This window comes from Streptomyces sp. NPDC033174 (assembly GCF_055577795.1).
The window spans coordinates 117,887-142,802 of the sequence record NZ_JBVIPQ010000002.1; the positions used below are offsets into that span (position 1 = coordinate 117,887).

The window sequence follows — 24,916 nt, forward strand, 5'->3', positions numbered from 1 at the left end:
GCCCGTGTCTTCAGTGACCCATGTACGTCGGAGACCAGCGCCAGGGGCACGATTTCGCCCGCGAGGTCACCCGTGTGGGCGATGCTGGAAGGAAACCGTGTGAGCCGGATCTCGGTCCGGGGATTCGCCGTGGCATCTGCCACTGCGGTCACCACTGTCGGAGCTGTAGTGGGCGTTGCCGCCGGCAACACCCAGGCCGCGGACGCCCAGGGCGACACCTTCGAGGCGACCGCAGCCGACACGACGCTCCTCGCGGACATCCCCGGGGGCCAGCAGGCCCAGGTACAGGTCTCGTCGCTCTCGCAGCAGGCCGAAGCGCAGGCCGCGGCTGCCGACTCGGCCGCGCAGAAGTCCGCGGAGGAAGCGGCCCGTCTCCAGGCCGCCAAGGACGCCAAGGCGAAGAAGGAAGCCGCCGAGGACAAGGCCAAGCGTGAGGCGGACGCCAAGGAGCGTGCCAACCGCTCCTCCGTGCGCGACGCTTCGAGCTTCGCCGCCAAGGGCTCCTACAGCGTCGCCGAGGTCAAGGCGATGGCCCGCCAGATGATGGCCGGCGACCAGTTCCAGTGCTTCAGCAACATCGTGGACCACGAGTCCGGCTGGAACTACCGTGCCGTGAACGCCTCCTCCGGCGCCTACGGTCTCGTCCAGGCTCTCCCGGGTTCCAAGATGTCGTCGGCCGGCGCCGACTGGCAGACCAACCCGGCCACCCAGATCAAGTGGGGCCTCAACTACATGAACAACCGCTACGACAGCCCCTGTGGCGCGTGGTCGTTCTGGCAGGCCAACCACTGGTACTAGGCCCGCTCAACTCATCGGAGCCCCTCACCGTCCTACGGTGAGGGGCTCCGTGCGTGTACGGTCAGGGGTCCCCAGACTCCCGGGGGAGTGGTGGGGGGAAGAGAGAAGAGCATGTCGAGACTGCCAGGGTGGCTGGACCGCCTGGGTGCCGGACTGTCCCGTATGGGCCGCCGGTTGGACGAGCGCAGGGCCGAGGCCGAGGCGGACGACGACCTCGTCGGCCCGCCCGCGCCGCTCGTACCGTCCCGGACCAAGGTCGCCGCCTTCCAGGCCGAGGAGGGGGAGGACGACGAAGCCCGCGTACCGCCCCCGCCCGCCTACGCCCCCGCCGTCGCGGCCCGGCCCGACCCCGTCGCCGCCATCCCCTGGGGGATGCGCGTCGCCGCCGAGGCCGGCTGGCGTCTGCTGGTCCTGGCGGGGACCCTCTGGGTCCTGATGAAGGTCATCAGCGCGGTCCAGCTCGTCGTACTGGCCTTCGTGGCCGCCCTGCTGATCACGGCCCTGCTCCAGCCGAGCGTGACCCGGCTGCGCGGCCTGGGGCTGCCGCGCGGACTCGCCACGGCGGTCACGGCGGTGGCCGGCTTCGTCATCATGGGGCTGGTCGGCTGGTTCGTCGTCTGGCAGGTCATGGACAACATCGACAACCTGTCGGACCGCGTCCGGGACGGTATCGAGGAACTCAAGCGCTGGCTGCTCGACAGTCCCTTCCATGTGACCGAGCAGCAGATCAACGACATCGCCAAGAACCTCAGCGACACCATCGGCGCCAACACCGAGCAGATCACCACCGCGGGCCTGCAGGGCGTGACCGTCGTCGTCGAGGCGCTGACGGGCATACTGCTCGCGATGTTCTCGACGCTCTTCCTGCTGCACGACGGGAAGAAGGTCTGGCAGTGGGTGCTGAAACTGGTGCCCGCCCAGGCTCGGCCCGGAGTCGCCGGAGCAGGACCGCGTGCCTGGCGCACCCTGACCGCCTATGTGCGCGGCACGGTGATCGTGGCCCTGATCGACGCGGTCTTCATCGGCCTCGGCATCTACTTCCTCGATGTCCCGATGGCCGTCCCGCTCGCCGTCTTCATCTTCCTCTTCGCCTTCATCCCGCTGGTCGGCGCCGTCATCTCGGGCGCGCTCGCGGTGGTCGTCGCCCTCGTCACCCAGGGGGTGTTCACGGCCCTGATGGTGCTGGCCGTCGTCCTTGCCGTGCAGCAGATCGAGGGCCATGTCCTCCAGCCGTTCATCCTGGGCCGGGCGGTCCGGGTGCATCCGCTCGCCGTCGTCCTCGCGGTCGCGGCCGGCGGGCTGACCGCCGGGATCGGCGGCGCGGTGGTGGCGGTGCCGCTTGTGGCGGTGACCAACACGGTGGTCGGCTACCTCCGCGCGTACGGCCAGGAACAGGCGCTGCGCCTCGCTCCCGAACCACGCGGGGCGAGCGCCCTGGACGTGGCGCCCCGGCTCACGCCGGGCCCCTCCGTGAAGGACGCCGAATGATCTCCGAACCTGAGCTGGTGGGAGGCGTCGACTTCCCGGCGCCGCGCCCCGGGGCCGAGACCCTGACCACCGAGCCGGCCTCCCCGCGTCCCCCGCGTCCTTCGCGCCCCTGGCTGTGGGCGCTCGGCGGCGCGGTGGTCGCCTCGGCGGTGTGGGCCGGCGGGCTGTACGCGCACGAGCAGCGGGGCCCGGACCTCGGCGGCTACCGGATCAGCCGCGATGTGTGCGCGGCCGCGGAGTTGAAGGCCCTGTCGGCGGGCCTGGGCGAGAAGGCGACGGACACCGCTCCGGAGACGAGGGAGCACAGCGCGCTCGACCAGGCGAGCTGCTCGGTGACGCTGGGGCCGCCGGAGACCGGTTACTCCGTCTACGTCTCGTACACGCGGCACAAGGTGACCGACCCCGGTGAGGAGTTCGAGGCGCTCATGGCCGACAGCGTCTTCGGGGCCAAGAAGCGGGTCGAAGGGATCGGAGAGACGGCGTTCTTCGGCCGGGACGAGGACAACTCCGGTGCGTGGCTGCGTGTGTTGGACGGCCAGGCGGTGCTGGAGATCTCCCTGACCGCGAGCGAGTCGTATCAGGCAGGCGTCCCGGAGCCGGTCCAGCGGACGAAGAAGACCGATCTGTCGGATGTCGACCAGCTCCTCACGCAGGACATGAAGGCGCTGATGGCCGCACTGAAGAAGTGAGGACGAGAAGGGCCCCGGGGGACGATGTCCCCCGGGGCCCTTGTCTTTCGTACGCGACCTACTCGGCCATGACCGCTTCCGCGTCCAGCGTCGTGCCGACCGCCTGGAGCACGGAGGCGATCTTGAACGCCTCCTGGATCGTCTCGCGGTCCACGCCGGCCTTGCGGAGCACCTGCTCGTGGGAGTCGAGGCACTGGCCGCAGCCGTTGATCGCGGAGACGGCGAGCGACCACAGCTCGAAGTCGACCTTCTCCACGCCCGGGTTGCCGATGACGTTCATCCGCAGGCCCGCCCGCAGCGTCCCGTACTCCGGGTCCGACAGCAGGTGGCGCGTCCGGTAGAAGACGTTGTTCATCGCCATGACCGCGGCGGCGGACTTGGCAGCGGTGTATGCCTCGGGGGAGAGGTTGGCCTTCGCCTCCGGCTCCAGCTCACGCAGGACCTTCGGGGAGCGCGAGGCGATCGCGCAGGCGAGGACCGTGCCCCAGAGCTGCTGCTGCGGGAGCTCGCTGTTGCCGATGACCGAACCGAGGTTCAGCTTCAGGTCCTTGGCATAGTCCGGTATGGCGGACTTCAGCTCATCGAGGGCCATGGTCACTCACCGGCCAGGAGCTTGACCGGGTCGAGAGTGTCCTCGCCGGACTTCCAGTTGCACGGGCACAGCTCGTCGGTCTGCAGGGCGTCGAGGACCCGCAGGACCTCCTTGGGGTTACGGCCGACGGAGCCGGCGGTCACCATCGTGAACTGGATCTCGTTGTTCGGGTCCACGATGAAGACGGCACGCTGGGCGAAGCCGTCCGCGCCCTCGACGCCGCAGTCGCGCATCAGGTCGTGCTTGGAGTCGGCCAGCATCGGGAAGGGCAGGTCACGCAGGTCGGCGTGGTCCTTGCGCCAGGCGTGGTGGACGAACTCGGAGTCGCCGGAGACACCGAGGATCTGGGCGTCGCGGTCGGCGAACTCGTCGTTCAGCTTGCCGAACGCGGCGATCTCGGTGGGGCAGACGAAGGTGAAGTCCTTCGGCCAGAAGAACACCACGCGCCACTTGCCCTCGTAGGACTTGTGGTCGATCTGCGCGAACTCCTTGCCGCTCTCCAGCGACACGCAGGCGGTCAGGTCGTAGGTGGGGAACTTGTCACCGACAGTGAGCACACGCTCTCCTTGAACAGCGGAAATCCTTCGTGGGGTTTTCCGTGGGGGTTGGACGTGAGATCAGCATGGCACGGAGTGCATTGATCAGTGAAATAGCTAGACTGGGTCAAGTTGATCGAATGGGGTTATCAGTCATGCCGTCACAGAGGGTGAAGCAACCCAGCCTGGCCCAGCTCAGAGCCTTTGCGGCAGTGGCGGAGCATCTCCATTTCCGGGATGCGGCGGCCGCGATCGGGATGAGCCAGCCCGCGCTCTCGGGCGCGGTTTCGGCACTCGAAGAGGCACTCGGTGTCCAGCTGCTTGAGCGTACGACCCGTAAGGTCCTGCTCTCACCGGCGGGGGAGCGGCTCGCGGCCCGGGCCAAGGCCGTCCTCGACGCCGTCGGCGAGCTGATGGAGGAGGCGGAGGCCGCACAGGCGCCCTTCACCGGCGTGCTGCGCCTCGGCGTGATCCCGACTGTCGCGCCCTACCTCCTGCCGACCGTACTGCGCCTGGTCCACACCCGCTATCCGGAGCTGGACCTCCAGGTCCACGAGGAGCAGACCTCCTCGCTGCTGGAGGGCCTGGCCGCCGGCCGCCTCGACCTGCTGTTGCTCGCCGTCCCGCTGGGCGTCCCCGGCGTCACCGAACTCCCGCTCTTCGACGAGGACTTCGTCCTGGTCACCCCCGACGGCCATGAGCTGGCCGGCCGCACCGACATCCCCCGTGACGCGCTGCGCGAGCTGAACCTCCTCCTGCTCGACGAGGGCCACTGCCTGCGCGACCAGGCTCTGGACATCTGCCGGGAGGCGGGCCGTACGGAGGGGGCGCCGGTCACGACGACCGCCGCCGGCCTGTCCACCCTGGTCCAACTGGTGGCGGGCGGCCTCGGCGTGACGCTGCTGCCGAGGACCGCGGTCACGGTGGAGACGGCCCGCAACGCCGCCCTGTTCACGGGCTGGTTCGCGGCCCCGGCGCCCTCGCGCCGGATCGCCCTCGCCATCCGCACGGGAGCGGCCCGGCACGCCGAGTTCGAGGAGTTCGCCCGTTCGCTGCGGGAGGCGATGGCCACGCTCCCGGTGCGGATGGTGCCCGCCAACGCGTGAGGGTGGTTCCGCGCAGGGCGTTCCGGCCGCTCCGGTCGTTCCGCGTCGGTCACTCCGTTCGAAGACCGTCCGGCCGCATCATCCGCCACAGCGGCGGCAGGCTGAGGACCGTCACCGCCAGGACGATCCCCGCGCCGACACCGACCACCGGCAGGAACGCCCACCAGTCGGCCACCTGTTTGCCCATCATCCGCAGCAGTACGAGCCCCAGACCCAGGCCGCCGGCCACCGCCAGCACCATGCCGAGCCCGATCGGCACGGCGGTCTGCCACAGCACCGACCAGCTCAGCGTCGAGCGGCGGGTCCCGAAGGCGACCAGCATCGACAGCAGCCGCTTGCGGTCGCGCAGCTGCTCGACCATGGTGACCAGCAGCGAGAGGGCGACCAGGGCCATCGTCGCCGTCGCGGCGGCGAACACCCCCTTGCGCACGCTGGTGAAGTGCTCGTCCCGCTCCAGGTTCTGGATCGTGCGGACATCGATCAGCGGGTCGACGCGCGCGGCGGCGTTCCGCGCGTACTCCGCGGCGTCCGCAACCGCCGGGTCCAGCACGACCATGGCCGTCGTCGTCGGGGCGTCGAGCCACGAGGCGTCCACCGCGGACGGCGTGGCCAGGATGCCGAACGCCATCCAGCCCATCGGGTCGCGCCGTGCCTCCACCGTGCGCGCCGTGGCCGGGATGCGCCACAGCCGCGGCCGGGAGCCCGCCGTGATGCCCAGGTCGACCTGCGCGCCCGGCCGGGCCGTCTGCGCGAGGTACTCGTCGTCCGGACCTTCGCGGCCGTGGGCCCGGGCGATGAAGACGTCCCCGTCCGCGCAGGACGGCAGGTCGCCGAGCTCGCGCAGCGACGGGCAGTCGGCGATCGTGAGCTCGGTCATGGGGACGAAGTCCTCGCTCCCGCGCCGGGGGCCGGGGCGCTGCGCGGAACCGGTCGTCGTCGCGGTCACACCGGTGACGCCCTTCGCCGCCGACAGGGCGTCGATCAGCTTCCGCGCCGCGCCGGCGGCGTCTGCCCCGCGCCCGTCGCCCCGGAACGTCGACATGGACAGCTGCGCCCGCGCCTCGTCCATGTTCGTGGGCCGCATGAAGTCGCTCTGTACGGCTCCGAAGAGCATCTGCAGCGTGATGGCGCCGGCCGCCGCGACGACGATGCCGCTGACCGCCCTGGCGGCCGTACCGCTGCTCAACTGAAGTCGGCGCACGGCGAGTTGCCATGGCACGGGCCCGCCGCGCAGTCGCGCCACCGCCGTCTCGACGAGCCATGGCAGCAGCGTCGTCACACCGGTCAGCGCCAGCAGCGCGCCGGCCGCCACCTGCTGGACGGCGAGGGAGGTGTCGTAGAAGTCGACCGGACCGGCCAGCGCGAGCAGGGTGAGCCCGGAGGCGAGCAGGAGCAGCCGCCACCACACCCGGCGCGGGCGCGGCGTCGCGGTCCGTACGACACCGAGCGGTTCGATGGCGATCCCGCGCAGCGCGATCAGCGCCACGACGACGGCCGACACCGGAACGGCCGTCACGACCAGCGCGCAGAGCAGCGGGTCGGGGGTCAGGTCGGACGGGAAGGCGTTGACGTCCCACACCGTCACCCGGCCGGCGAACTGCCGCAGCACGGCGAACAGCGCGGCGCCCACCGCCAGTCCGAGCAGCGCCCCGGCGAGGGCCTCGCCGGCCGCGATCCGGCGGGTCATGGCCGTGTCGGCGCCGATCAGGCGCAGCGCGGCCAGACGCCGGTCGCGCTGTTCGCCGCCGAAGCGCACGGCGGTCGCGACGAAGGCGAACACCGGCAGGAGCAGCACCACGCAGGCCATCACCATGAGCAGCAGCAGATACGCGCTGGAGATCCGGTCGGCCCCCACGTTGTGCCCGAAGGTGTCGCTGCGGCCCTCGGCGGTCGTCCCGGTGAGGGCGGGGGTGTGGGCGTAGTACGACAGCTCGGCGGGCCCGATGAGCCCGGCGTCACCGATGCGACCGACGGTCTCGTACGGGAGGCGGTCCTTCAGCAGGGCGCCCTCGGGGGAGTCGAGCAGGCGCGCGAGCGCGGGTGAGACGACCATCTCGCCGGGGCCCGGCATGGCGGCCGCGCCGGGCGGCAGGGGGGCGCGGGGGCCGTCGGGGCGCAGGACGAGGCCGCGGACGCTCTTTCCGTGGAAGAGGGTCGAGGTGGCGGCGTGGAGGAAGGACCGGTCGGAGCGCGGGGCTTCCTCGCTGACCGTGACCTCGCGGCCCTGGCTGCGCAGATCACGGCCCTCGAGGACGCTGGGCACGGAGGCGGCGATGAGGAGCAGCGCGGCGCCGAAGCCGATGCCGAGGGCGGTGAGGGCGGTACGGGTCCAGCCGGGACGGCCGCCGGTCACGGCGAAACGGGCGCCGAGGAGCAGCTCGGCGGCGAGGCGCCTCATACGGACACGGTCAGGTCGCGCAGCCTGCCGTCGCGTACGACGACCTCGCGGTCGGAGTAGGCGGCGACGCGGGATTCGTGCGTGACGAGGACGACCGCGGCCCGGGTGTCCCTGGCGGCGGCGGTGAGCAGGTGCATCACGCGCTCGCCGTTCAGCGAGTCCAGAGCACCGGTCGGCTCGTCGGCGAAGACCACGCGCGGGGCGGTGACCAGCGCACGGGCGACGGCCACGCGCTGGGCCTGACCGCCGGATATGTCCCCGGGCCGCCGGTCGCGGGTTCCCTCCGCCTCCAGGCGCTCCAGCCAGTCGCGGGCCTTGCGCTCGGCGGGCTTGCGGCGCTCGCCGGCCAGGCGCAGTGGCAGGGCGACGTTCTCCACGCAGGTCAGCTCGGGTACCAGCTGGCCGAACTGGAACACGAACCCGAAGTCGCCGCGGCGCAGCGCGCTGCGCTGGGCGTCCGACATGGAGGTCAGCTCGCGGCCGTCGTAGCGGACGGTTCCGGTGTCCGGGCGGACGATGCCGGCGAGGCAGTGCAGCAGGGTGGACTTGCCGGACCCGGAGGGCCCCATGACGGCGACGACCTCACCGGACCGGATGCTGAACCGGGCGCCGTCGAGGGCGGGGGTCCGGCCGAAGGTCTTGGCCAGATCCTCCGCCGCCAGCAGCGCGGTCATCGTTCCCCTCCCCGGACCGCGCCCGTGCCGCCGACCGCTTCGGCGAGCTGCCCGAGCCGCGCGGCCGTCAGCTCCAGCCACCGCAGATCGGCCTCGAGGTGGAACAGCGCGTGGTCGCAGATGAGTTGATCGGCGAGGTCGCCGCCCGCCTTGCGCCGGGTCAGCTCGCGCATCAGCCTCAGGTGCTCGGCTCGCTGGGTGTCCAGCAGGTCGGCGGCGCTGCGGCCGGTCAGCAGCGCGAGGACGATCTTGGTGTAGAGCGTCGACTGGAGGTACGGCTCCGGCTTCTCGGGCTGGGCGAGCCACTGCGCGACATCGGTCACACCGGCCTCGGTGATGGCGTAGCGCTTGCGCTCGGGGCCGTCGCCCGGCTCGATGCCCTCGACCTCGACGAGCCCGTTCCTCAGCAGCCGCGACATCGTCGAGTAGACCTGCCCGTAGTGCAGCGGGCGGTCGTGGCCGAAGCGTTCGTCGAAGGCCCGCTTGAGGTCGTAGCCGTGGCGGGGACCGGATTCGAGGAGCCCGAGGAGGGTGTGGCCGATGGACATGCCGGTCACTCTACCCGCGGTGTATACGCGCGATGCATACCGCCGGACGGATGCGGGCGGCCACGCCGGGGCAGGGAACCGGAGCGGCGCGCTCCGGCGTCTGGTCCCCATCGGGATACGGGAGGGGCAGGAGAGGGGCAGGAGAGATTGGCCGCACCGGGCAACCTTTGCGGCCTTCCGGCGGTCGGTTCCGTTGAGGGCGGGTGCCGAACGTCACCTCCCCAAAGGTTTGATATGCCCCTATTTGTCCATAGAGGGCAGTGTTAGCGTCTTGGGCTGATCCGAGGCAGACCAGGCAAAGAGACACGACGAGCGGAGCAACGAAGCAATGGGCCGAGCGGAAACGCGACAGGCCCGGCAGCGTGGGACGCGCCGGGCGAAGAGCCGCGGGGGCATACGTCGCCTCTTCACCTGGAAGAAGCTGCTGGGCACCTTCTTCACGGTCTGCCTGCTCGGGATGGGCGCTCTGTACGTCGTCTATCTGCTGGTCCCCGTGCCGGCCGTCGCCAACGCCGAGGCGACGATGCAGAGCAACGTCTACAAGTACGGCAACGGCAAGATCCTCACCCGTACCGGCAAGATCAACCGGGAGATCGTGGGCCTGGAGAAGATCCCCCTGCCGGTCCAGCGGACCTTCGTCGCCGCCGAGAACAAGACCTTCTACAAGGACCACGGCGTCGACATCAAGGGCACCGCGCGAGGTGTCCTGAACACCCTCACCGGTAAGGGCAAGCAGGGTGGCTCGACGATCACCCAGCAGTACGTGAAGAACTACTACCTGAACCAGGACCAGACGGTCACCCGCAAGCTCAAGGAGCTGGTGATCTCCCTCAAGGTGGACCAGGAGAAGGAGAAGCCGGAGATCCTCGCCGGCTACATCAACACCGCCTACTACGGCCGTGGCGCGTACGGCATCCAGGCCGCCGCCCAGGCCTACTACCGCGTCGACGCCGAGAAGCTCACCGTCGAGCAGGGCGCCTACCTCGCCGCGCTGCTCCAGGCCCCGAGCCAGTACGACTGGACGAGCGCCTCACCCACCGGGCGCACTCTGGTCGGCAAGCGCTGGAACTACGTCCTCGACAACATGGTCGGGCAGGGCTGGCTCGACAAGACCAAGCGTTCCGCGATGAAGTTCCCCGTCCCGAAGGAGCCCAAGGCCGCGCCCGGCATGGAGGGTCAGACCGGCTATCTGGTCGAGGCCGCCAACCAGGAGCTGATGCGCCAGGGCATCTCCGAGGAGGAGATCAAGTCCGGCGGCTGGACGATCACCCTCAACATCGACGAGGGCCGGCAGAAGGACCTGGTCAAGGCGGTCAACAAGGAGCTGGAGGACCGGCTCGACCGCAAGGGCGACGCGTCCCACAAGGTCGTCCAGGCCGGCGCGACCTCCGTCGACCCGAAGAACGGCCACGTCGTCGCGCTGTACGGCGGCATCGGCGCCACCGAGCACTGGATGTCCAACGCCACCCGGCGCGACTACCAGCCCGCCTCGACCTTCAAGCCCCTGGTCCTCGCCTCGGCCCTGGACAACGGCTCCGTCACCCAGGACGGCCGGCAGATCGGGCTCCGGACGATCTACGACGGCACCAGCAAGCGGCCCGTCGAAGGCAGCGACACCCCCTTCGCCCCCGAGAACGAGGACAACGAGAGCTACGGGCCCGTCACCGTCCAGGAAGCCACCAACAGCTCGATCAACTCGGTCTACGCCCAGATGATCGTGGACGTCGGCCCGGACAAGGTGAAGAAGACCGCCCTGGACCTCGGGATGAAGGACGGCCCGGACTGGCCGGAGCGGCCCGCGATGTCGCTCGGCACCATGGGCGCCTCCACCTGGGACATGGCCGGCGCCTACGCCACGCTCGACAACCACGGCAAGAAGGTCACGCCGACGATCGTGAAGTCGGCCGAGCGCCGGGACCGCCTGGTCAAGGCGAAGGACCCGATCGGCGGCCAGGTGATCAGCCGCGAGGCGGCCGACACCACGACCCTGGCCATGACCGGTGTCGTCAGGAACGGCTCGGGCCGCAAGGCCGCCGGTGACTACGAGGCGGCGGGCAAGACCGGCACCTCGGAGAACAACCGCTCGGCGTGGTTCGTGGGGTACACCCCCGAACTGGTCACGGCCGTCGGCCTGTTCGGCGAGAAGCCCGACGGTACCGGCCAGGTCACCCTGACCGACACCGTCGACAAGGGCCGCCGTGCCAACGGTGGCGGTTTCCCCGCCAAGATCTGGGGCGCGTACACCACGGGCGCGCTCGACGGCGGCTCCGACGCCGAGTTCGACCTGGAGGTGGACGAGTCCGCCACCGCCGCGCCGACCCCGACGCCCACCCCGACACCCACCAAGTCGGAGTCGGACGACCCGGAGCCGACTCCGACCCCGACGAAGACGAAGACCCACAGGCCGGACCCGACGCCGACGGGGACCAAGCCGCCGAAGCCGCCGAAGACGCCCACGCCGACCGAGACGGAGACGACCCCGCCGGTGATCGACCCGCCGATCGAGGACGACCAGAGCGGCGACCAGCGGCTCAAGCCCTAGACACCGGTTCCGCCGGTCTCCGAGAGCCGCTTCCCGTTCGCCTGGGACGGCGTCCTGGACGGCATCAGTGCCGGCTCGGCTCTACGACGGCCCCGTTGAGCGGGCAGACGACCACCCCGTGCGCGGGCGAGGGCGCCACGTTCAACGACATCGTCCAGGGCGCCCGGGCCCCGCTGGCCGTCACAACGGACCGCGCCCCATGGGCTGCCAAGTGGCAGCCCATGGGGCGCGGTGCGTGCAGGGGACCGGCGTGGATCAGACCGCCGGGGCCGGGTAGGTCGGGTACTCCACCCCGGAGACGTGCTGGACGACCCGGATGACCTGGCAGGAGTAGCCGAACTCGTTGTCGTACCAGAGGTAGAGGATCGCGTTGTCGCCCTCGACCTTGGTGGCGCCCGCGTCGACGATCGAGGCGTGGCGCGAGCCGATGAAGTCGCTGGAGACCGCGTCGGGGGCGCTGATGAAGTCGATCTGGCGCTTGAGCGGCGAGGTCAGCGACACCTGGCGGAGGTAGTCGAGGACGTCCTCACGGGTGGTCTCGCGCGCCAGCTGCAGGTTGAGGATCGCGATCGAGACGTCCGGGACGGGGACGCGGATCGAGCTGCCGGTGATCTTCGCCTTCAGGTCGGGCAGCGCCTTGGCGACGGCCGAGGCGGCGCCCGTCTCGGTGAGGACCATGTTGAGCGGCGCGGAGCGGCCGCGGCGGTCCGACGAGTGGTAGTTGTCCAGCAGGTTCTGGTCGTTCGTGAACGAGTGGACGGTTTCCACGTGACCGCGCAGGACGCCGTACTCGTCCGCCATCGCCTTCAGCGGCGGGACGATCGCGTTGGTGGTGCAGGAGGCGCAGGAGATGATCTGCTCGTCCGGCTTGATCGTGTCGTGGTTCACGCCATGGACGATGTTGGGGACGTCGCCCTTGCCCGGGGCCGTCAGGACGACCTTGTCGATGCCGGGGCGCAGGTGCTTCGACAGGCCCTCGCGGTCCCGCCACTTGCCCGTGTTGTCGATGAGGAGGGCGTCCTTGATGCCGTACGCCGTGTAGTCGACCTCCGACGGGTCGCCGGCGTAGATCACCTTGATCTCGTTGCCGTTGGCGATGATCGTGCTGTTCGCCTCGTCGACGGTGATCGTGCCCTGGAACTGGCCGTGGATGGAGTCGCGGCGCAGCAGCGAGGCGCGCTTCACGATGTCCTGCTCACCGCCCTGGCGGACGACGATGGCACGCAGCCGCAGGCCGCCGGCCTTCTCGATGAGCAGGCGGGCGACGAGGCGGCCGATGCGGCCGAAGCCGTAGAGGACGACGTCGCGCGGCTCACGGCGCTCGATCTTGTTGTCGCCCGTGGCGCCGGCGACGGCCTCGGCGGTGAACGCCTCCACCGACAGGCCGCGGTCGTCGGTCTTGTACGTCGCGGCGAGCATGCCGATGTCGATCTGGGAAGGACCGAGATCGAGAGTGGTGAGGGCCTGCAGGAACGGCAGCGTCTCGGTGACCGAGAGCTCACCACCGGCGATCTGCCGGGCGAACCGGTGGGTCTTGAGGATGCTGACCACCGACTTGTTCACCAAGGAGCGGCTGTGCAGCAGGACGGTGACGTCCCGCTCCCGGTGCAGCTTCCCGATGATCGGGATCATCGACTCCGCGATCTCCTCGCGGTTCTTCCAGTTGGTGAACGAGTCCTCATTGACAGTCACAAGATTATCTTTCGAGCTAGGCGGTGCTCATATGCTAGACGGCGCCGCGAAGGCCGGACCCCCCGGGGTCCGGCCCTCATCGGGTCGCCAGCTCGAACCAGACCACCTTGCCCGTGGACAGCCGGGTGGCGCCCCACCGTCTGGCCAGCCTGTTCACCAGGAAGAGACCCCGCCCGCCCTCGTCCGTGTCCCGTGCCCTGCGCTGTCTGGGCAACTGAGGAGAGTCGTCACCGACCTCGCAGCGCAGCACGTCCGTCCGCAGCAGCCGCAGCGTCACCGGCCGCTCCGCGTACCGCACCGCGTTGGTGACCACCTCGCTGATCAACAGCTCGACGCTGTCGGAGAGCTCCTCCAAGTCCCAGCGGGCCAGTGCCCGCCGGGCCAGGCGGCGGGCCCGCCCCGGGGCCGCGTCCTCCGGCTCCAGGAACCAGTAGGCGACATCGCTCGGCGCGATCCCGTCGAAACGGGCCGCGAGCAGCGCGATGTCGTCGTCCCGGTCGCCCGGGCCGAGCATGTCGAGCACGTCGTCGCAGAGCGCCTCCAGGGGAGGCGAGTGGTCGGGCCCGGTCAGCTGCGCCGTGGCCGCGAGCCGCTCCCGCAGCTGCTCGATCCCCGTCCACACGTCACGCAGCCGCGACTCCACGAGGCCGTCGGTGTAGAGGAGCAGAGTGGCGCCGGCCGGGGCGTCCAGCTCGACCGCCTCGAAGTCGACCCCGCCCACGCCGATGGGCGCCCCCGGCGGGACCCGCAGCACCTCGGCGCGGCCGCCGAGGTGGAGCAGTATCGGCGGCGGATGTCCCGCGTTGGCGATGGTGATCCGGTGCGAGACCGGGTCGTAGACCGCGTACAGGCAGGTCGCCATCCGGTCCTGGCCGAGCCGCTGCGCCTGTTCATCCAGGTGGTGCAGCACCTCCTGGGGCGGCAGGTCCAGTCCCGCGAGGGTCTGCGCGGTGGTCCGCAGCTGGCCCATGATCGCGGCGGAGGTCATGGAGTGCCCCATGACGTCCCCGACGACCAGCGCAACCCGGCTGCCGGGCAGCGGGATGGCGTCGTACCAGTCGCCGCCCACCCGGGCCGTCTCGGCGGCCGGCAGATAGCGGGACGCGAGCTTCACCCCGGTCGGCTGGGGCAGCGAGTCGGGCAGCATCGTGCGCTGGAGCTCGTCGGCGATGTACGCCTCGCGCCCGTACAGCACGGCCTTGTCGATCCCGAGCGCGGTGTGGGTGGCCAGCTGGGCCGCCACGAGCAGGTCGTTGGGCTCGAAGGGGGGCCGGTCCGGGCGGCGCAGGAAGACCGCGGCCCCGATGACCCGGCGCCGGCCGCGCAGCGGGGCGAGGATCGCACGGTGGCCGGTGGGCACGGTCCGGTCGGCGCCGAGCAGCTCGGGCAGCGCGGCGCGGGCCGCGGCGGAGTCGCCGAACACCGGACGCACTCCGCGCAGCACCTCGGCGAGCGCGCCGCCGGAGCGGACCTCGCACAGCTCCGCCGCGGGCGTCAGATCGGCGTCGGCGTTCAGCACCGGGCCCGAGGCCGCCAGGGCCCCGGCCGCCAGTCCCTCCGGATCCACTTCGGTTAAACGCAGCCGGTCGGTGCGGCGCAGCCGCAGGACGAACGGGGCGACCGGCCGCTCGTCACCCACGGGAAGCGGGTCGCGCAGATAGACCAGGATCGCGTCGGAGAACGTCGGCACGGTGGCCCGGCACAGCCCGAGCACGATCTCGTCCAGGTCTATCCCGCGTGCGATCCGCCGCGTCGCGGCCCCCACGAAGCGCAGTCGGTCGCCCTCGCGCCGGGCCGTACCCGTCGGGTCCTGCGGCGGTCCGGCGGGGGCGGGCACGACGGCGGCCGTCGGCATGGCAGGGGCGGGCGCGGCGGCGGGCGCGGAGTGCGCCTCCTGCCGCGGCCGGGTGCGTTCCTGCGGCCGGGCAGCGAGCGGCTGTCGGCCTTCGTGGGAGGTGGGATGCTCCGTCACGCGTGGAATTCCGTCCGTCCGGGCCGGGTGTGCGATGCAATCGCTTTGTCAGCCGATGCCGCGCCTTCGCCGGGGATAAACCCCGGATCGCCGTCGTACACGAACGCGCGGCGGGCGGCAGCGGTGAGGGGCGAGACTTCCGGGCGCACATCCGGCACGGCTCTCCCCCTCATAGATGACTTACGGTCAGGTCCTGCTCTGTGCTCAGCGGTTGATGCGTCTCGGCCTTGCGGAGGACGATCCTACGTTTGAACCCCGGGGGCGCATCAAGGGTCTCACGGTGCCGTGTGCGCCGGTGTGCGATCCCAGTCGGGCGGCAGCTCGGGCACGGTCCACCGCGGGTCGGGCCGCCAGTTCTCCCAGCCGTCCGAGAACGGAGCCGCCCAGGCCCGGATCTGCTCGACCGCGTCCTGCCCGGCCCGGCGCACCCGCTCGGCCTGCGCCGCGTTCATCAGCCCGCTCCGCTGGGCCTGCGCGAACTCGTCCTCGTCGCGCCACAGCCAGCTGCGGTCCGGATAGACGGAGATGTCCAGGAAGTGGTCCTCGGAGTCGATTCCGCCGGACCAACGGGTGCGCGGCTCCTCCAGGTTCACGTACCAGCTGCGGAAGCGCCAACCGCGGTCCCAGAACAGCCACACCGACCACGGGTCGGCCGGCCGCGCCAGCTTCAGCACGCCCGTACCGAACCAGCGGGCTCGGACGGTGGTGCGCGGCGCGGTGTAGCGGGTGGCGAGCGGCTCCTCGTGCACCGGAGTGCCGTCGACGAGCACGGGCTTGACGCACTCGGTGCCCGGAGCCATCCAGACGGCGATCAGATCGTCGGTGTCCTGCACCACGGTCACCGGCCGGCAGATGTGGACCTGGCCCCGCTGGTCCGGGGCATTGCCGCGATAGCGCCAGAGGATCTGCTCCCCCGGCGCCCAGCGCTGCGTACCTGCCGTAGCTGTCATGAGCAGATCTTAGGAGCAGGACCCCCCGGTCGCTGCGACTCAGATCACGGATGCGACCGGCGGACCGTGGGGTGACCGGTCGTTTTCGGTCACCCCTGGCCCAAGGTCAGTAACCGTGCAGTCAGGGCCGGGTCATACGCAGGACGTCCAGAGCCTCGTCCAGCTGCTCCAGGGTAAGCAGGCCCCGCTCCACATAGCCCGAATCCAGCACCACTTCACGGATCGTCCGGCGCTCGGCCAGGGACTTCTTGGCGACCTTCGCCGCCTCCTCGTAGCCGATGTACTTGTTCAGCGGTGTGACCACGGACGGCGACGACTCCGCGTATTCGCGGGCCCGCTCGACATTGGCCGTGATGCCGTCGACCGTACGGTCCGCCAGCAGGCGCGAGGCGTTCGCCAGCAGCCGGATCGACTCCAGCAGGTTCTTGGCGATCACCGGGAGCATCACATTGAGTTCGAAGTTCCCCGCGGCGCCGGCCGTCGCGACGGTGGTGTCGTTGCCGGTGACCTGGGCGGCGACCATCAGAACGGCCTCGGGGATCACCGGGTTGACCTTGCCGGGCATGATCGACGACCCGGGCTGGAGGTCGGGCAGGTTGATCTCGGCCAATCCCGTGCGCGGGCCGGAGGCCATCCAGCGAAGGTCGTTGGAGATCTTGGTGAGGCCGACCGCGATGGTACGGAGCTGGCCGCTGGTCTCCACGAGACCGTCCCGGGCGCCCTGGGCCTCGAAGTGGTCGCGCGCCTCGGTGAGCGGCAGACCGGTGGCGCGGGCGACCTCGGCGATCACGGCGGCGGAGAAACCGGCCGGCGTGTTGATGCCGGTGCCCACCGCCGTACCGCCGAGGGGGAGTTCGGCGAGACGCGGGAGAGAGGCGCGCAGCCGCTCGACGCCGTACCGCACCTGCGCCGCGTAACCGCCGAATTCCTGACCGAGCGTCACCGGTGTGGCGTCCATCAGATGCGTACGGCCGGACTTCACGACGTCCGAGAATTCGGCCGATTTCCGCTCCAGGGCGGCGGCCAGATGGTCCAGGGCCGGGATCAGGTCCCCGGTGACCGCCGCCGTGGCGGCGATGTGGATGGACGACGGGAAGACGTCGTTGGAGGACTGGGACGCGTTCACATGGTCGTTGGGGTGGACCTCGCGGCCCAGGCGCTCGGTGGCGAGGGTGGCGAGGACCTCGTTGGTGTTCATGTTGGAGGACGTGCCCGAGCCGGTCTGGAAGACGTCGACGGGGAAGTGCTCGTCCCAGCGCCCTTCGGCGACCTCGGCGGCCGCGTCCTGGACCGCATCGGCGATGTCCTTGTCGAGCACGCCCAGTTCGGCGTTGACCTTGGCGGCGGCGGCCTTGATCCGGGCCAGGGCCTCGATGTGGGCCCGCTCCAGCCGCTGGCCGGAGACGGGGAAGTTCTCCACCGCCCGCTGGGTCTGCGCGCGCCACTTGGCGTGGACGGGGACGCGGACCTCACCCATGGAGTCGTGCTCGATCCGGTACTCGCTCGTGTCGCTCATCTTCCTCAGCTTCCTGTCCGGTGCCCATAGGGGGTGACCCCGGGGTCGCCCCTGATCCCCGAACCTCCCGAAAAACATGAGCACTTGTCTTGTTCTATCTATTCCCAACTCTCGTACTCACCAGTAAAAACCGTGGGTAACCCCACATCCAGGAGGCGCGATGAGGCGCATCAGACTCAGACTCCGCCGGACCATCGCGGCCACGGCCGCGGCGGCCGCGGCCTTCGGCTCCATGGCGGCGGCCGTACCGGCCGACGCGGCCGAAACCGGCCCCGCCGTCCGGGCGGGCTCCGTACCGCTCTCGCCCGAACTGGAGGCGATCCGGGCCGCCGAAGCCACCAGGATCTACGGAGACCCGGCTGAACGGCCGCTCGCGGAGCGCAAGACCGGCCTGATCTCGCTCGGCGACAGCGAGATCTCCGGCGAGGGCGTCGGCACCTACGAGCCCCCGACCAACGGCCCCACCAACTGGTGCCACCGCTCGCCCGATGCCGCCATCCACCGCACCGCGATCCCCGCGGACCTCACCTTCAACGTGTCGTGCTCCGGCGCGTACAGCGGCAACATCAGGATCGGCGGATCCAAGCAGTACGCCGACGAGCTCGTCCAGAGCGACAACCTCGCCATCAAGGCCCGCAACACCCGTATCAAGATGGTGCTGCTGGTGGCCGGGGCCAACGACGACCTCCAGTTCGGCCCGGTCATGACCGACTGCGTCACCCGCTATCTCACCCTCCAGGGCCCCTGCGAGCCCAAGTACGCCCCCGGCTGGCAGGCACGCGTCGACGGACTCGTCCCCAAGGTCGAGCAGACCGTCCGCGACCTGCGCACGGTGATGCGCGACGCCGGCTACGCCGACGGCGACTACAAGATGGTCGTCATGGGCTACCCGAGCCCCATCGGTCCCGACTTCCACGACAACCCGAACTTCCCCGGCAAGCTGTCCTGCGGCGGACTCGGCTACGACTCCGACACCGTCTGGGGCCGCAACACCGCCGTCCCCGCCTTCGAACGCGGCATGCGCAAGGCGGCGGCGAACACGGGCGCCGTCTTCCTCGACAACTCCCGGCTCTTCCACGGCCACGAGGTGTGCATGGAGGACCCCTGGGCGCGCGGTCTCTACATCGACCTGTCCAAGCCCGGGACGCCCGACGAGAACTCGGTCCGCCAGTCCTTCCACCCCAACGCGCGGGGCCACGCGGCCTTCGCCTCCTGCCTCACCCAGATCTACAACTCCGGCCGCCGCGAGGCCGGTTGCGCGGACGTGAACTCCACGGGCAAACCGACGCTCTTCCCGCTCGCCTGGGACGACGCCTACAAGCCGCTGAAGAACGAGGCAACCGGCTCCTGCGCCGACGTCAACGCGTCGACCAGCGCCAACGGCACGGGCGTCCTCGGCTGGGACTGTCACGGAGGACGCAACCAGGGCTGGTGGTACGACTCCGCCCGCAGGACCCTGCACACCCAGCTCACCCAGGACCGCTGCCTGGACGTGCCGGGCGCCGCCAACCAGCCGGGCACTGCGCTCATCGTCTGGAACTGCTCCGGCGCGGCCAACCAGCAGTTCGTCCGGGACGCCGGGACGATCCGCCCGGCGGCCGCCACGCATCTGTGCGCCACCCTCGGCTCGGCGAAGGAGCCGCTGCGGCTGCAGCCCTGCAGCGGCGCCGCGAACCAGCGCTTCGCCTAGCGGTGTGAGGAAACGTCGTGGCCCCCGTCCGGTGCGGGACGGGGGCCACGGCTCTTGCCCGGCCCTGCTCGTCACGGCCCCACCACGACGCTCCCGCTCCTCCCGCGCAGGCGGAGCCGCCACGGCAGTCGGAGAATGAAGGAATACCGAAGGGGGGGAGAGCCACTCCGACAGGAGGCAGGACATGCTCTCCAGCTTCAGGCGGCTCGGCGCGATCGGCGCCTGCGCGGCCGCCGCCCTCACCCTCGGCGTCTGCGCCCCCGCCTCCGCCACCGACGGCGACGAGGAGGTCTTCACGCTCTACGCGAAGGAGATCCCGGCCGGGGAGGAGGACCAGGACCAGGGCGACCGCGCGCCCCGCGTCGGTGACGCCTTCTCCTTCGCGGACGACCTCTACCGCGCCAAGGGCGGCGAGAAGGCCGGCCGGGACGGCGTGACCTGCACCGTGGTGCGCCTCGGCAACCCGGGCGACCTGCAGTGCGTGGGCAGCTTCGTGCTGGCCGGCGGGAACATCACCGGCCAGGCACTGACGCCGCTCGACGAATCGGAGGAGCTCCCCACCTTCGACATCGCGATCACCGGCGGAACCGGCGACTACGAGGCGGCGCGCGGCTACATCCACGCGACCGGCGACGGGGACTACCAGCGGCTCGAGTTCCACGTCAGCCGCTGAGCGGGGGCGCGTGGGGAAGGGGGGAGGATCAGCCGAGACCCGGACCCCGCACCGGGATGTGGGTGAACGTCGGCTCCGGGGCCGGGTTCTGGAAGAAGTCGTTGCCCTTGTCGTCCACGACGATGAACGCCGGGAAGTCCTCGACCTCGATCTTCCAGACCGCCTCCATGCCGAGCTCCTCGTACTCGACGACCTCGACCTTCTTGATGCAGTCCTGCGCGAGACGCGCCGCGGGTCCGCCGATCGAGCCCAGGTAGAAGCCGCCGTGCGCGCCGCACGCGTCCGTGACCTGCTGCGAGCGGTTGCCCTTGGCCAGCATCACCTTGGAGCCGCCGGCGGCCTGGAACTGCTCGACGTAGGAGTCCATGCGGCCGGCCGTCGTCGGGCCGAAGGAGCCGGACGCGTAACCCTCGGGCGTCTTCGCCGGGCCCGCGTAGTAGACCGGGTGGTCCTTGAGGTACTGCGGCATGTCCTCGCCCGCGTCCAGCCGCTCCTTGATCTTGGCGTGCGCGATGTCGCGGGCCACGACCAGCGGTCCGGTCAGGGAGAGACGGGTCTTGACCGGGTACTTGGTCAGCTCGGCGAGGATCTCGTCCATCGGCTGGTTCAGGTCGATCCTCACCACGTCGCCGGCCTCGTCGAGGTGCTCGTCCGTGGTCTCCGGCAGGAAGCGCGCCGGGTCCGTCTCCAGCTGCTCCAGGAAGACACCCTCGGCGGTGATCTTGGCGACGGCCTGGCGGTCCGCCGAGCAGGACACGGCGATCGCGACCGGCAGCGAGGCGCCGTGCCGCGGCAGCCGGACGACCCGCACGTCGTGGCAGAAGTACTTGCCGCCGAACTGCGCGCCGATGCCGATCTTCTGCGTCAGCTCGAAGACCTTCTTCTCCAGCTCCTCGTCCCGGAAGCCGTGGCCGAGCTCCGAACCCTCGGAGGGCAGCTCGTCCAGGTAGTGCGCGGAGGCGTACTTCGCGGTCTTCAGCGCGAACTCGGCGCTCGTACCGCCGACGACGATCGCCAGGTGGTACGGCGGGCACGCGGCCGTACCGAGCGAGCGGATCTTCTCCTCCAGGAACTTCATCATGGAGGCCTCGTTGAGGACCGCCTTGGTCTCCTGGTAGAGGAACGACTTGTTCGCCGAGCCGCCGCCCTTGGCCATGAATAGGAACTTGTAGGCGCCGCCGTCGGTCGCGTACAGCTCGATCTGCGCGGGCAGGTTCGAACCGGTGTTCTTCTCGTCCCACATGGTGAGCGGGGCCATCTGCGAGTACCGCAGGTTCAGCCGGGTGTACGCGTCGTGGATGCCGCGCGAGAGGGCTTCCTCGTCGCCGCCCTCGGTGAGGACGTTCTGACCGCGCTTGCCCATGACGATCGCCGTGCCGGTGTCCTGGCACATGGGCAGCACGCCGGCCGCCGCGATGTTGGCGTTCTTGAGCAGGTCGAGGGCGACGAACTTGTCGTTCGACGACGCCTCGGGGTCGTCGATGATCTTCCGCAGCTGGGCGAGGTGCGCCGGGCGGAGGTAGTGCTGGATGTCGTGGATGGCCTCGGCTGCCAGGGTGCGCAGCGCCTCCGGGGCGACCTTGAGGAACGTACGGCCGTCGGCCTCGAACGTGGAGACACCCTCGGAGGTCACCAGACGGTAGGGCGTGGTGTCCTCTCCCAGCGGGAGCAGATCGGTGTACGCGAACGCGGGGCCGGATGGGGGGGAGAGAGGGGACATTACGGCCATTCCTCGGGTCGACGGCTGACGCGGCACCTCCGTTGGTGACGCGCCCACAAGCGTAGAACGACCCGAAGGTGCCGATCCTGTGAGGTAAGGCTCACTTGCGACCGGCCGGTGGACCCGCCGGCGCGAATCCGGCGCCCCCTAGTCGCGATCTATCGCGTTTCGCTACGCTGCTGCCGTGGACCTCGAAAAGCAGCCCCAGAAGCCGGTCGCCCCCGCGGAGCCCGCCCCTGCCCCCGCCGACGCCCTGCGCGCGTCGGACGCCGACCGGGACCGGATCGCGGACATCCTCCGGGACGCCATGGCCGAGGGACGGCTCGACGCCGAGGAGCACGCGGAGCGGATCGAGGCGGTCTTCCGCGCGAAGACCCTGGGTGAACTGGAGCCGCTGGTCAGGGATCTGCCGGCCGCCGCGAACCGCCGCGACGCCGCGCCCCGGTACAGCTACGGCCCCGAGGACTCCACCGCGCCGGCCGACACCATGGTCGCCGTCTTCTCCAGCTCGACCCGCAGGGGCCGCTGGCGGGTAGGCCGCAGGACCAACGCCTTCGCGTTCTTCGGCAGCGTCGAGATCGACCTGACCGAGGCGATCTTCGCCCAGCGGCTGACCACCATCAACGCCACGTCGATCTTCGGCAACGTCGAGGTGCGGGTGCCGGAGAACATCTCGTTGCGCGGCAGCGGCAACGGCGTCTTCGGGAACTTCGAGGTCACGACCCTCGAGGGCACGGACCCGGAGGCTCCCGTCGTCGTCGTCAACGGCTACTCGGTCTTCGGCAACGTCGAGGCCAGGCCCAAGCGCGGCAAGCGGATCGCGGACCTCCAGGAGCGGCTGCGCAAGCACCTCGGCCACTGAGGCGCCGGGGCACGCGTACGGGCCGGGCGGGGGGCGCCGGGAGCCCGGTGACCGGATTTCGCCGCCCCGGGTTCCGTATTTCGGAACTCCGTGCCACTCAGTGCTTATCGGCGCGCACAGGGGGTAGGGCTTGCTGCATCGTCTCTTCTCGCTCGCGAAGCCGTCGTCAGGAGTAGACCGTGCTGCAACTGCCGCATCAGCCCCTTCAGGTCGCCGCCGTTCCGCCCCAGCGTCTGCCGTCGCGGGAGGATCAGGACGGTCCCTGGCATGCGGAGGCTGTGTGCCGCCGGGACGAGGCGGGACTCTTCTTCGCCCCTTCCAAGGAGCCCACGGCCGCCCGGCTCGCCCGCGAGGAGGCCGCGAAGCGCGTCTGCGCCCGCTGCCCGGTGATGGTCGAGTGCCGGGAACACGCACTGCTCCAGCCCGAGCCGTACGGAGTGTGGGGCGGCCTCACCGCCGCCGAGCGCCGTGTCGTCCTGGCCCGCCGCCGTCGCCGCGAGGTGGAGCTCAGGAAGGCCGCGGCCGGCGACCATGTCGCCGCTGCGGGCTGACGGGTTCTTGCCCGTACGGGAAGGGGCGCCCCCACCGCACATGGGGGCGCCCCTCTTCGTTGCTTCTTCCCGCCTCGCGGGTCGCCGGAGCTACTTCGCCCGGTCGAAGTCGATCTTGCTGTAGGCGCGCAGCTTCGACAGCCGGTGCGTCGAGTCGATCTGCCGGATGGTGCCGGACTTGGACCGCATCACCAGCGAGGACGTGGTGGCCGTCTCGGAGCGGTAGCGGACACCGCGGAGCAGCTCGCCGTCGGTGATGCCGGTCGCGACGAAGAACACGTTCTCGCCGCTGACCAGGTCGTTGGTGGACAGCACCCGGTCGAGGTCATGGCCGGCGTCCAGTGCCCGCTGACGCTCGGCGTCGTCCTTCGGCCAGAGCTTGCCCTGGATGACACCGCCGAGACACTTGATCGCGCAGGCGGAGATGATGCCCTCCGGCGTGCCGCCGATGCCCAGCAGCAGGTCCACGCCCGTGCCTTCGCGTACGGCCATGATCGAGCCGGCCACGTCACCGTCGGAGATGAACTTGATGCGGGCGCCGGTCTCGCGGATCTCCTTGACGATGCCCTCGTGGCGGGGGCGGTCAAGGATGACGACCGTGACGTCCTCGGGGGACATGTTCTTGGCCTTGGCGACCCGGCGGATGTTGACCGGGACGGGGGCGTTGATGTCGACGAAGTCGGCGGCCTCCGGTCCGGTGACCAGCTTGTCCATGTAGAAGACCGCGGACGGGTCGAACATGGTGCCGCGGTCGGCGGCGGCGAGCACGGCGATGGCGTTCGGCATGCCCTTGGCGTTGAGCGTGGTGCCGTCGATCGGGTCCACGGCGATGTCGACCTCGGCGCCCGTCCCGTCGCCGATGCGCTCCCCGTTGTAGAGCATGGGGGCTTCGTCCTTCTCGCCCTCGCCGATGACGACGACGCCGTTCATCGAGACGGTGGAGACGAGGGTGCGCATGGCGTTGACCGCCGCGCCGTCCGCGCCGATCTTGTCGCCGCGGCCGACCCAGCGGCCGGCCGCCATGGCGGCGGCCTCGGTGACCCGGACGAGCTCCAGGGCAAGGTTGCGGTCGGGGGCCTCGGGAGAGACCTCGAGCTCGGACGGCAGATGATGCTCGGTCATCGGAGCGCACCTTTCTGTACGGCGACGGCCGGAGGAAATAGAGGGTGGGGCGACTCTATCGGTACGTCGACAAATTGAGCAGAGGGGCCCACGTATGAGCAGACCACCGTGATGCGAACATGGTGGGCGTGGCAGGTATGCGAGGCAAGCAGACAGTGCGCGGGATGATTAAGTCGATGACGGTCATTGTGGCCGCCGCCGGTGTGATGTACCTCTTCGTTCCGCATGATGAGCAGGCCGTCCCGGTTCCGACGAAGGACTACCGGGTCGAGCTGCTGACGGCGCAGCGCGCCGCGCCGTACCCGGTGCTGGCGCCGGAGGGCCTCGAGGACGGCTGGCGGGCGACCACCGTCTCGTACAAGCGCGAGACCGGGGACGCGTGGCACCTGGGCTTCCTCGACCCGGACACCCAGTACGTCGCGATCGAGCAGTCGACCGAGCCGACGGCCAAGTACGTCCCGCGGGTGACCCAGAAGGCCGCGAAGACGGACGAGACGCAGACGGTCGCGGGCCAGGTCTGGCAGCGCTGGGAGGGCCCGAAGTACGACGCGCTGGTGCGCGTGGAGGGGAAGGCGACGACCGTGGTGACGGGGACGGCGTCCTTCGACCGGCTGGCGGAGATGGCGGCGGCGCTGAAGGCGCAGCCGCCCAAGGTCTGACCGACGGGCATGGCCCAAGGCCTGACCGAGCGGGCATACGGCGGCGGGGGGGGGGGGGGGGGGGGGGGGGGGGGGGGGGGGGGGGGGGGGGGGGGGGGGGGAGCGGGGGGGGGGGGGGGGGTTGTTGGGTGGAGGGTA

General features: G+C 70.6%; 21 protein-coding genes. 10 read left to right on the forward strand and 11 right to left on the reverse strand.

The features are described from left to right. Positions 1–99 precede the first annotated feature (99 nt). The 3 genes from ACZ5VC_RS06815 to ACZ5VC_RS06825 all read left to right on the forward strand — a co-directional run bounded on the left by ACZ5VC_RS06815 (position 100) and on the right by ACZ5VC_RS06825 (position 2,975). The gene (locus tag ACZ5VC_RS06815; RefSeq protein ID WP_469119051.1) at positions 100–798 is read left to right on the forward strand and encodes an aggregation-promoting factor C-terminal-like domain-containing protein; all 699 of its coding nucleotides are present in this window, start codon (positions 100–102) and stop codon (positions 796–798) included. A gap of 111 nt (positions 799–909) precedes the next feature. Continuing rightward, complete coding sequence (locus tag ACZ5VC_RS06820; RefSeq protein WP_469119052.1) at positions 910–2,286, forward strand: AI-2E family transporter; 1,377 nt, start codon at positions 910–912, stop codon at positions 2,284–2,286. Further along, the gene (locus ACZ5VC_RS06825) at positions 2,283–2,975 is read left to right on the forward strand and encodes a hypothetical protein (protein ID WP_469119053.1); all 693 of its coding nucleotides are present in this window, start codon (positions 2,283–2,285) and stop codon (positions 2,973–2,975) included. The genes ACZ5VC_RS06820 and ACZ5VC_RS06825 overlap by 4 nt, the downstream gene beginning before the upstream one ends. Positions 2,976–3,033: 58 nt before the next feature. Here ACZ5VC_RS06825 and ACZ5VC_RS06830 read toward each other — a convergent pair whose 3' ends face one another. Continuing rightward, a complete protein-coding gene (locus ACZ5VC_RS06830; RefSeq protein WP_468711916.1) occupies positions 3,034–3,567 on the reverse strand; it encodes an alkyl hydroperoxide reductase in 534 nt (177 codons plus the stop codon). Positions 3,568–3,569: 2 nt separating this feature from the next. Next, complete coding sequence (locus ACZ5VC_RS06835; protein WP_468711915.1) at positions 3,570–4,124, reverse strand: peroxiredoxin; 555 nt, start codon at positions 4,122–4,124, stop codon at positions 3,570–3,572. A 119-nt stretch (positions 4,125–4,243) separates the two neighbouring features. On the opposite strand from ACZ5VC_RS06835, the gene ACZ5VC_RS06840 reads away from it, so the two are divergent. Continuing rightward, complete coding sequence (locus ACZ5VC_RS06840) at positions 4,244–5,209, forward strand: LysR substrate-binding domain-containing protein (RefSeq protein ID WP_469119054.1); 966 nt, start codon at positions 4,244–4,246, stop codon at positions 5,207–5,209. Between the two features lie 49 nt (positions 5,210–5,258). On the opposite strand, the gene ACZ5VC_RS06845 is transcribed toward ACZ5VC_RS06840, so the two are convergent. Genes ACZ5VC_RS06845 through ACZ5VC_RS06855 form a run of 3 tightly spaced genes read right to left on the reverse strand, consistent with a single transcriptional unit; the run spans position 5,259 to position 8,829 of the window. Beyond that, the gene (locus ACZ5VC_RS06845; protein ID WP_469119055.1) at positions 5,259–7,607 is read right to left on the reverse strand and encodes an FtsX-like permease family protein; all 2,349 of its coding nucleotides are present in this window, start codon (positions 7,605–7,607) and stop codon (positions 5,259–5,261) included. Then, positions 7,604–8,281, reverse strand: a complete 678-nt coding sequence (locus ACZ5VC_RS06850) for an ABC transporter ATP-binding protein (RefSeq protein ID WP_469119056.1) — start codon at positions 8,279–8,281, stop codon at positions 7,604–7,606. Before ACZ5VC_RS06850 ends, ACZ5VC_RS06845 begins: the two co-directional genes overlap by 4 nt. Then, positions 8,278–8,829, reverse strand: coding sequence for a PadR family transcriptional regulator (locus tag ACZ5VC_RS06855; protein ID WP_469119057.1), 552 nt, complete (start codon positions 8,827–8,829; stop codon positions 8,278–8,280). Before ACZ5VC_RS06855 ends, ACZ5VC_RS06850 begins: the two co-directional genes overlap by 4 nt. 328 nt (positions 8,830–9,157) lie before the next feature. Here ACZ5VC_RS06855 and ACZ5VC_RS06860 point away from each other — a divergent pair, with 328 nt between their 5' ends. Next, a complete protein-coding gene (locus ACZ5VC_RS06860) occupies positions 9,158–11,371 on the forward strand; it encodes a transglycosylase domain-containing protein (RefSeq protein WP_469119058.1) in 2,214 nt (737 codons plus the stop codon). A gap of 255 nt (positions 11,372–11,626) precedes the next feature. On the opposite strand, the gene ACZ5VC_RS06865 is transcribed toward ACZ5VC_RS06860, so the two are convergent. From ACZ5VC_RS06865 to ACZ5VC_RS06880, 4 genes are all read right to left on the reverse strand, one after another. Continuing rightward, positions 11,627–13,063, reverse strand: a complete 1,437-nt coding sequence (locus ACZ5VC_RS06865) for a glyceraldehyde-3-phosphate dehydrogenase (RefSeq protein WP_468711909.1) — start codon at positions 13,061–13,063, stop codon at positions 11,627–11,629. A 76-nt stretch (positions 13,064–13,139) separates the two neighbouring features. Next, a complete protein-coding gene (locus ACZ5VC_RS06870; protein WP_469119059.1) occupies positions 13,140–15,035 on the reverse strand; it encodes a SpoIIE family protein phosphatase in 1,896 nt (631 codons plus the stop codon). A gap of 275 nt (positions 15,036–15,310) precedes the next feature. Then, positions 15,311–15,985: a cytidylyl-2-hydroxypropylphosphonate hydrolase gene (gene fomD / locus ACZ5VC_RS06875; RefSeq protein ID WP_469119060.1), complete on the reverse strand. Its 675-nt coding sequence runs from the start codon at positions 15,983–15,985 to the stop codon at positions 15,311–15,313. Positions 15,986–16,106: 121 nt separating this feature from the next. Further along, complete coding sequence (locus ACZ5VC_RS06880) at positions 16,107–17,501, reverse strand: class II fumarate hydratase (protein WP_469119061.1); 1,395 nt, start codon at positions 17,499–17,501, stop codon at positions 16,107–16,109. Positions 17,502–17,661: 160 nt separating this feature from the next. Between ACZ5VC_RS06880 and ACZ5VC_RS06885 the strand changes: the two genes are divergently transcribed. Together ACZ5VC_RS06885 and ACZ5VC_RS06890 are read left to right on the forward strand one after the other, a co-directional pair. Then, complete coding sequence (locus tag ACZ5VC_RS06885; RefSeq protein WP_469119062.1) at positions 17,662–19,191, forward strand: ricin-type beta-trefoil lectin domain protein; 1,530 nt, start codon at positions 17,662–17,664, stop codon at positions 19,189–19,191. A 184-nt stretch (positions 19,192–19,375) separates the two neighbouring features. Further along, entirely contained in the window at positions 19,376–19,864 is a 489-nt protein-coding gene (locus ACZ5VC_RS06890) for a hypothetical protein (RefSeq protein ID WP_469119063.1), read from the forward strand. Between the two features lie 28 nt (positions 19,865–19,892). On the opposite strand, the gene ACZ5VC_RS06895 is transcribed toward ACZ5VC_RS06890, so the two are convergent. Then, positions 19,893–21,584 (reverse strand): fumarate hydratase, encoded by a 1,692-nt coding sequence (locus ACZ5VC_RS06895; RefSeq protein ID WP_469119064.1) that lies wholly within the window; start codon positions 21,582–21,584, stop codon positions 19,893–19,895. Positions 21,585–21,768: 184 nt separating this feature from the next. Between ACZ5VC_RS06895 and ACZ5VC_RS06900 the strand changes: the two genes are divergently transcribed. Next, on the forward strand, positions 21,769–22,446 hold the full coding sequence (locus ACZ5VC_RS06900) for a DUF1707 SHOCT-like domain-containing protein (RefSeq protein WP_469119065.1): 678 nt from the start codon (positions 21,769–21,771) through the stop codon (positions 22,444–22,446). Between the two features lie 179 nt (positions 22,447–22,625). Continuing rightward, positions 22,626–22,997 (forward strand): WhiB family transcriptional regulator, encoded by a 372-nt coding sequence (locus ACZ5VC_RS06905; protein WP_469119066.1) that lies wholly within the window; start codon positions 22,626–22,628, stop codon positions 22,995–22,997. Positions 22,998–23,087: 90 nt separating this feature from the next. Here the strand turns inward: ACZ5VC_RS06905 and glpX are convergent, their stop codons facing one another. Then, entirely contained in the window at positions 23,088–24,119 is a 1,032-nt protein-coding gene (gene glpX, locus ACZ5VC_RS06910; RefSeq protein WP_468711900.1) for a class II fructose-bisphosphatase, read from the reverse strand. Positions 24,120–24,238: 119 nt separating this feature from the next. Here glpX and ACZ5VC_RS06915 point away from each other — a divergent pair, with 119 nt between their 5' ends. Then, positions 24,239–24,778, forward strand: coding sequence for a DUF4245 domain-containing protein (locus ACZ5VC_RS06915; RefSeq protein ID WP_469119067.1), 540 nt, complete (start codon positions 24,239–24,241; stop codon positions 24,776–24,778). Positions 24,779–24,916 lie beyond the last annotated feature (138 nt).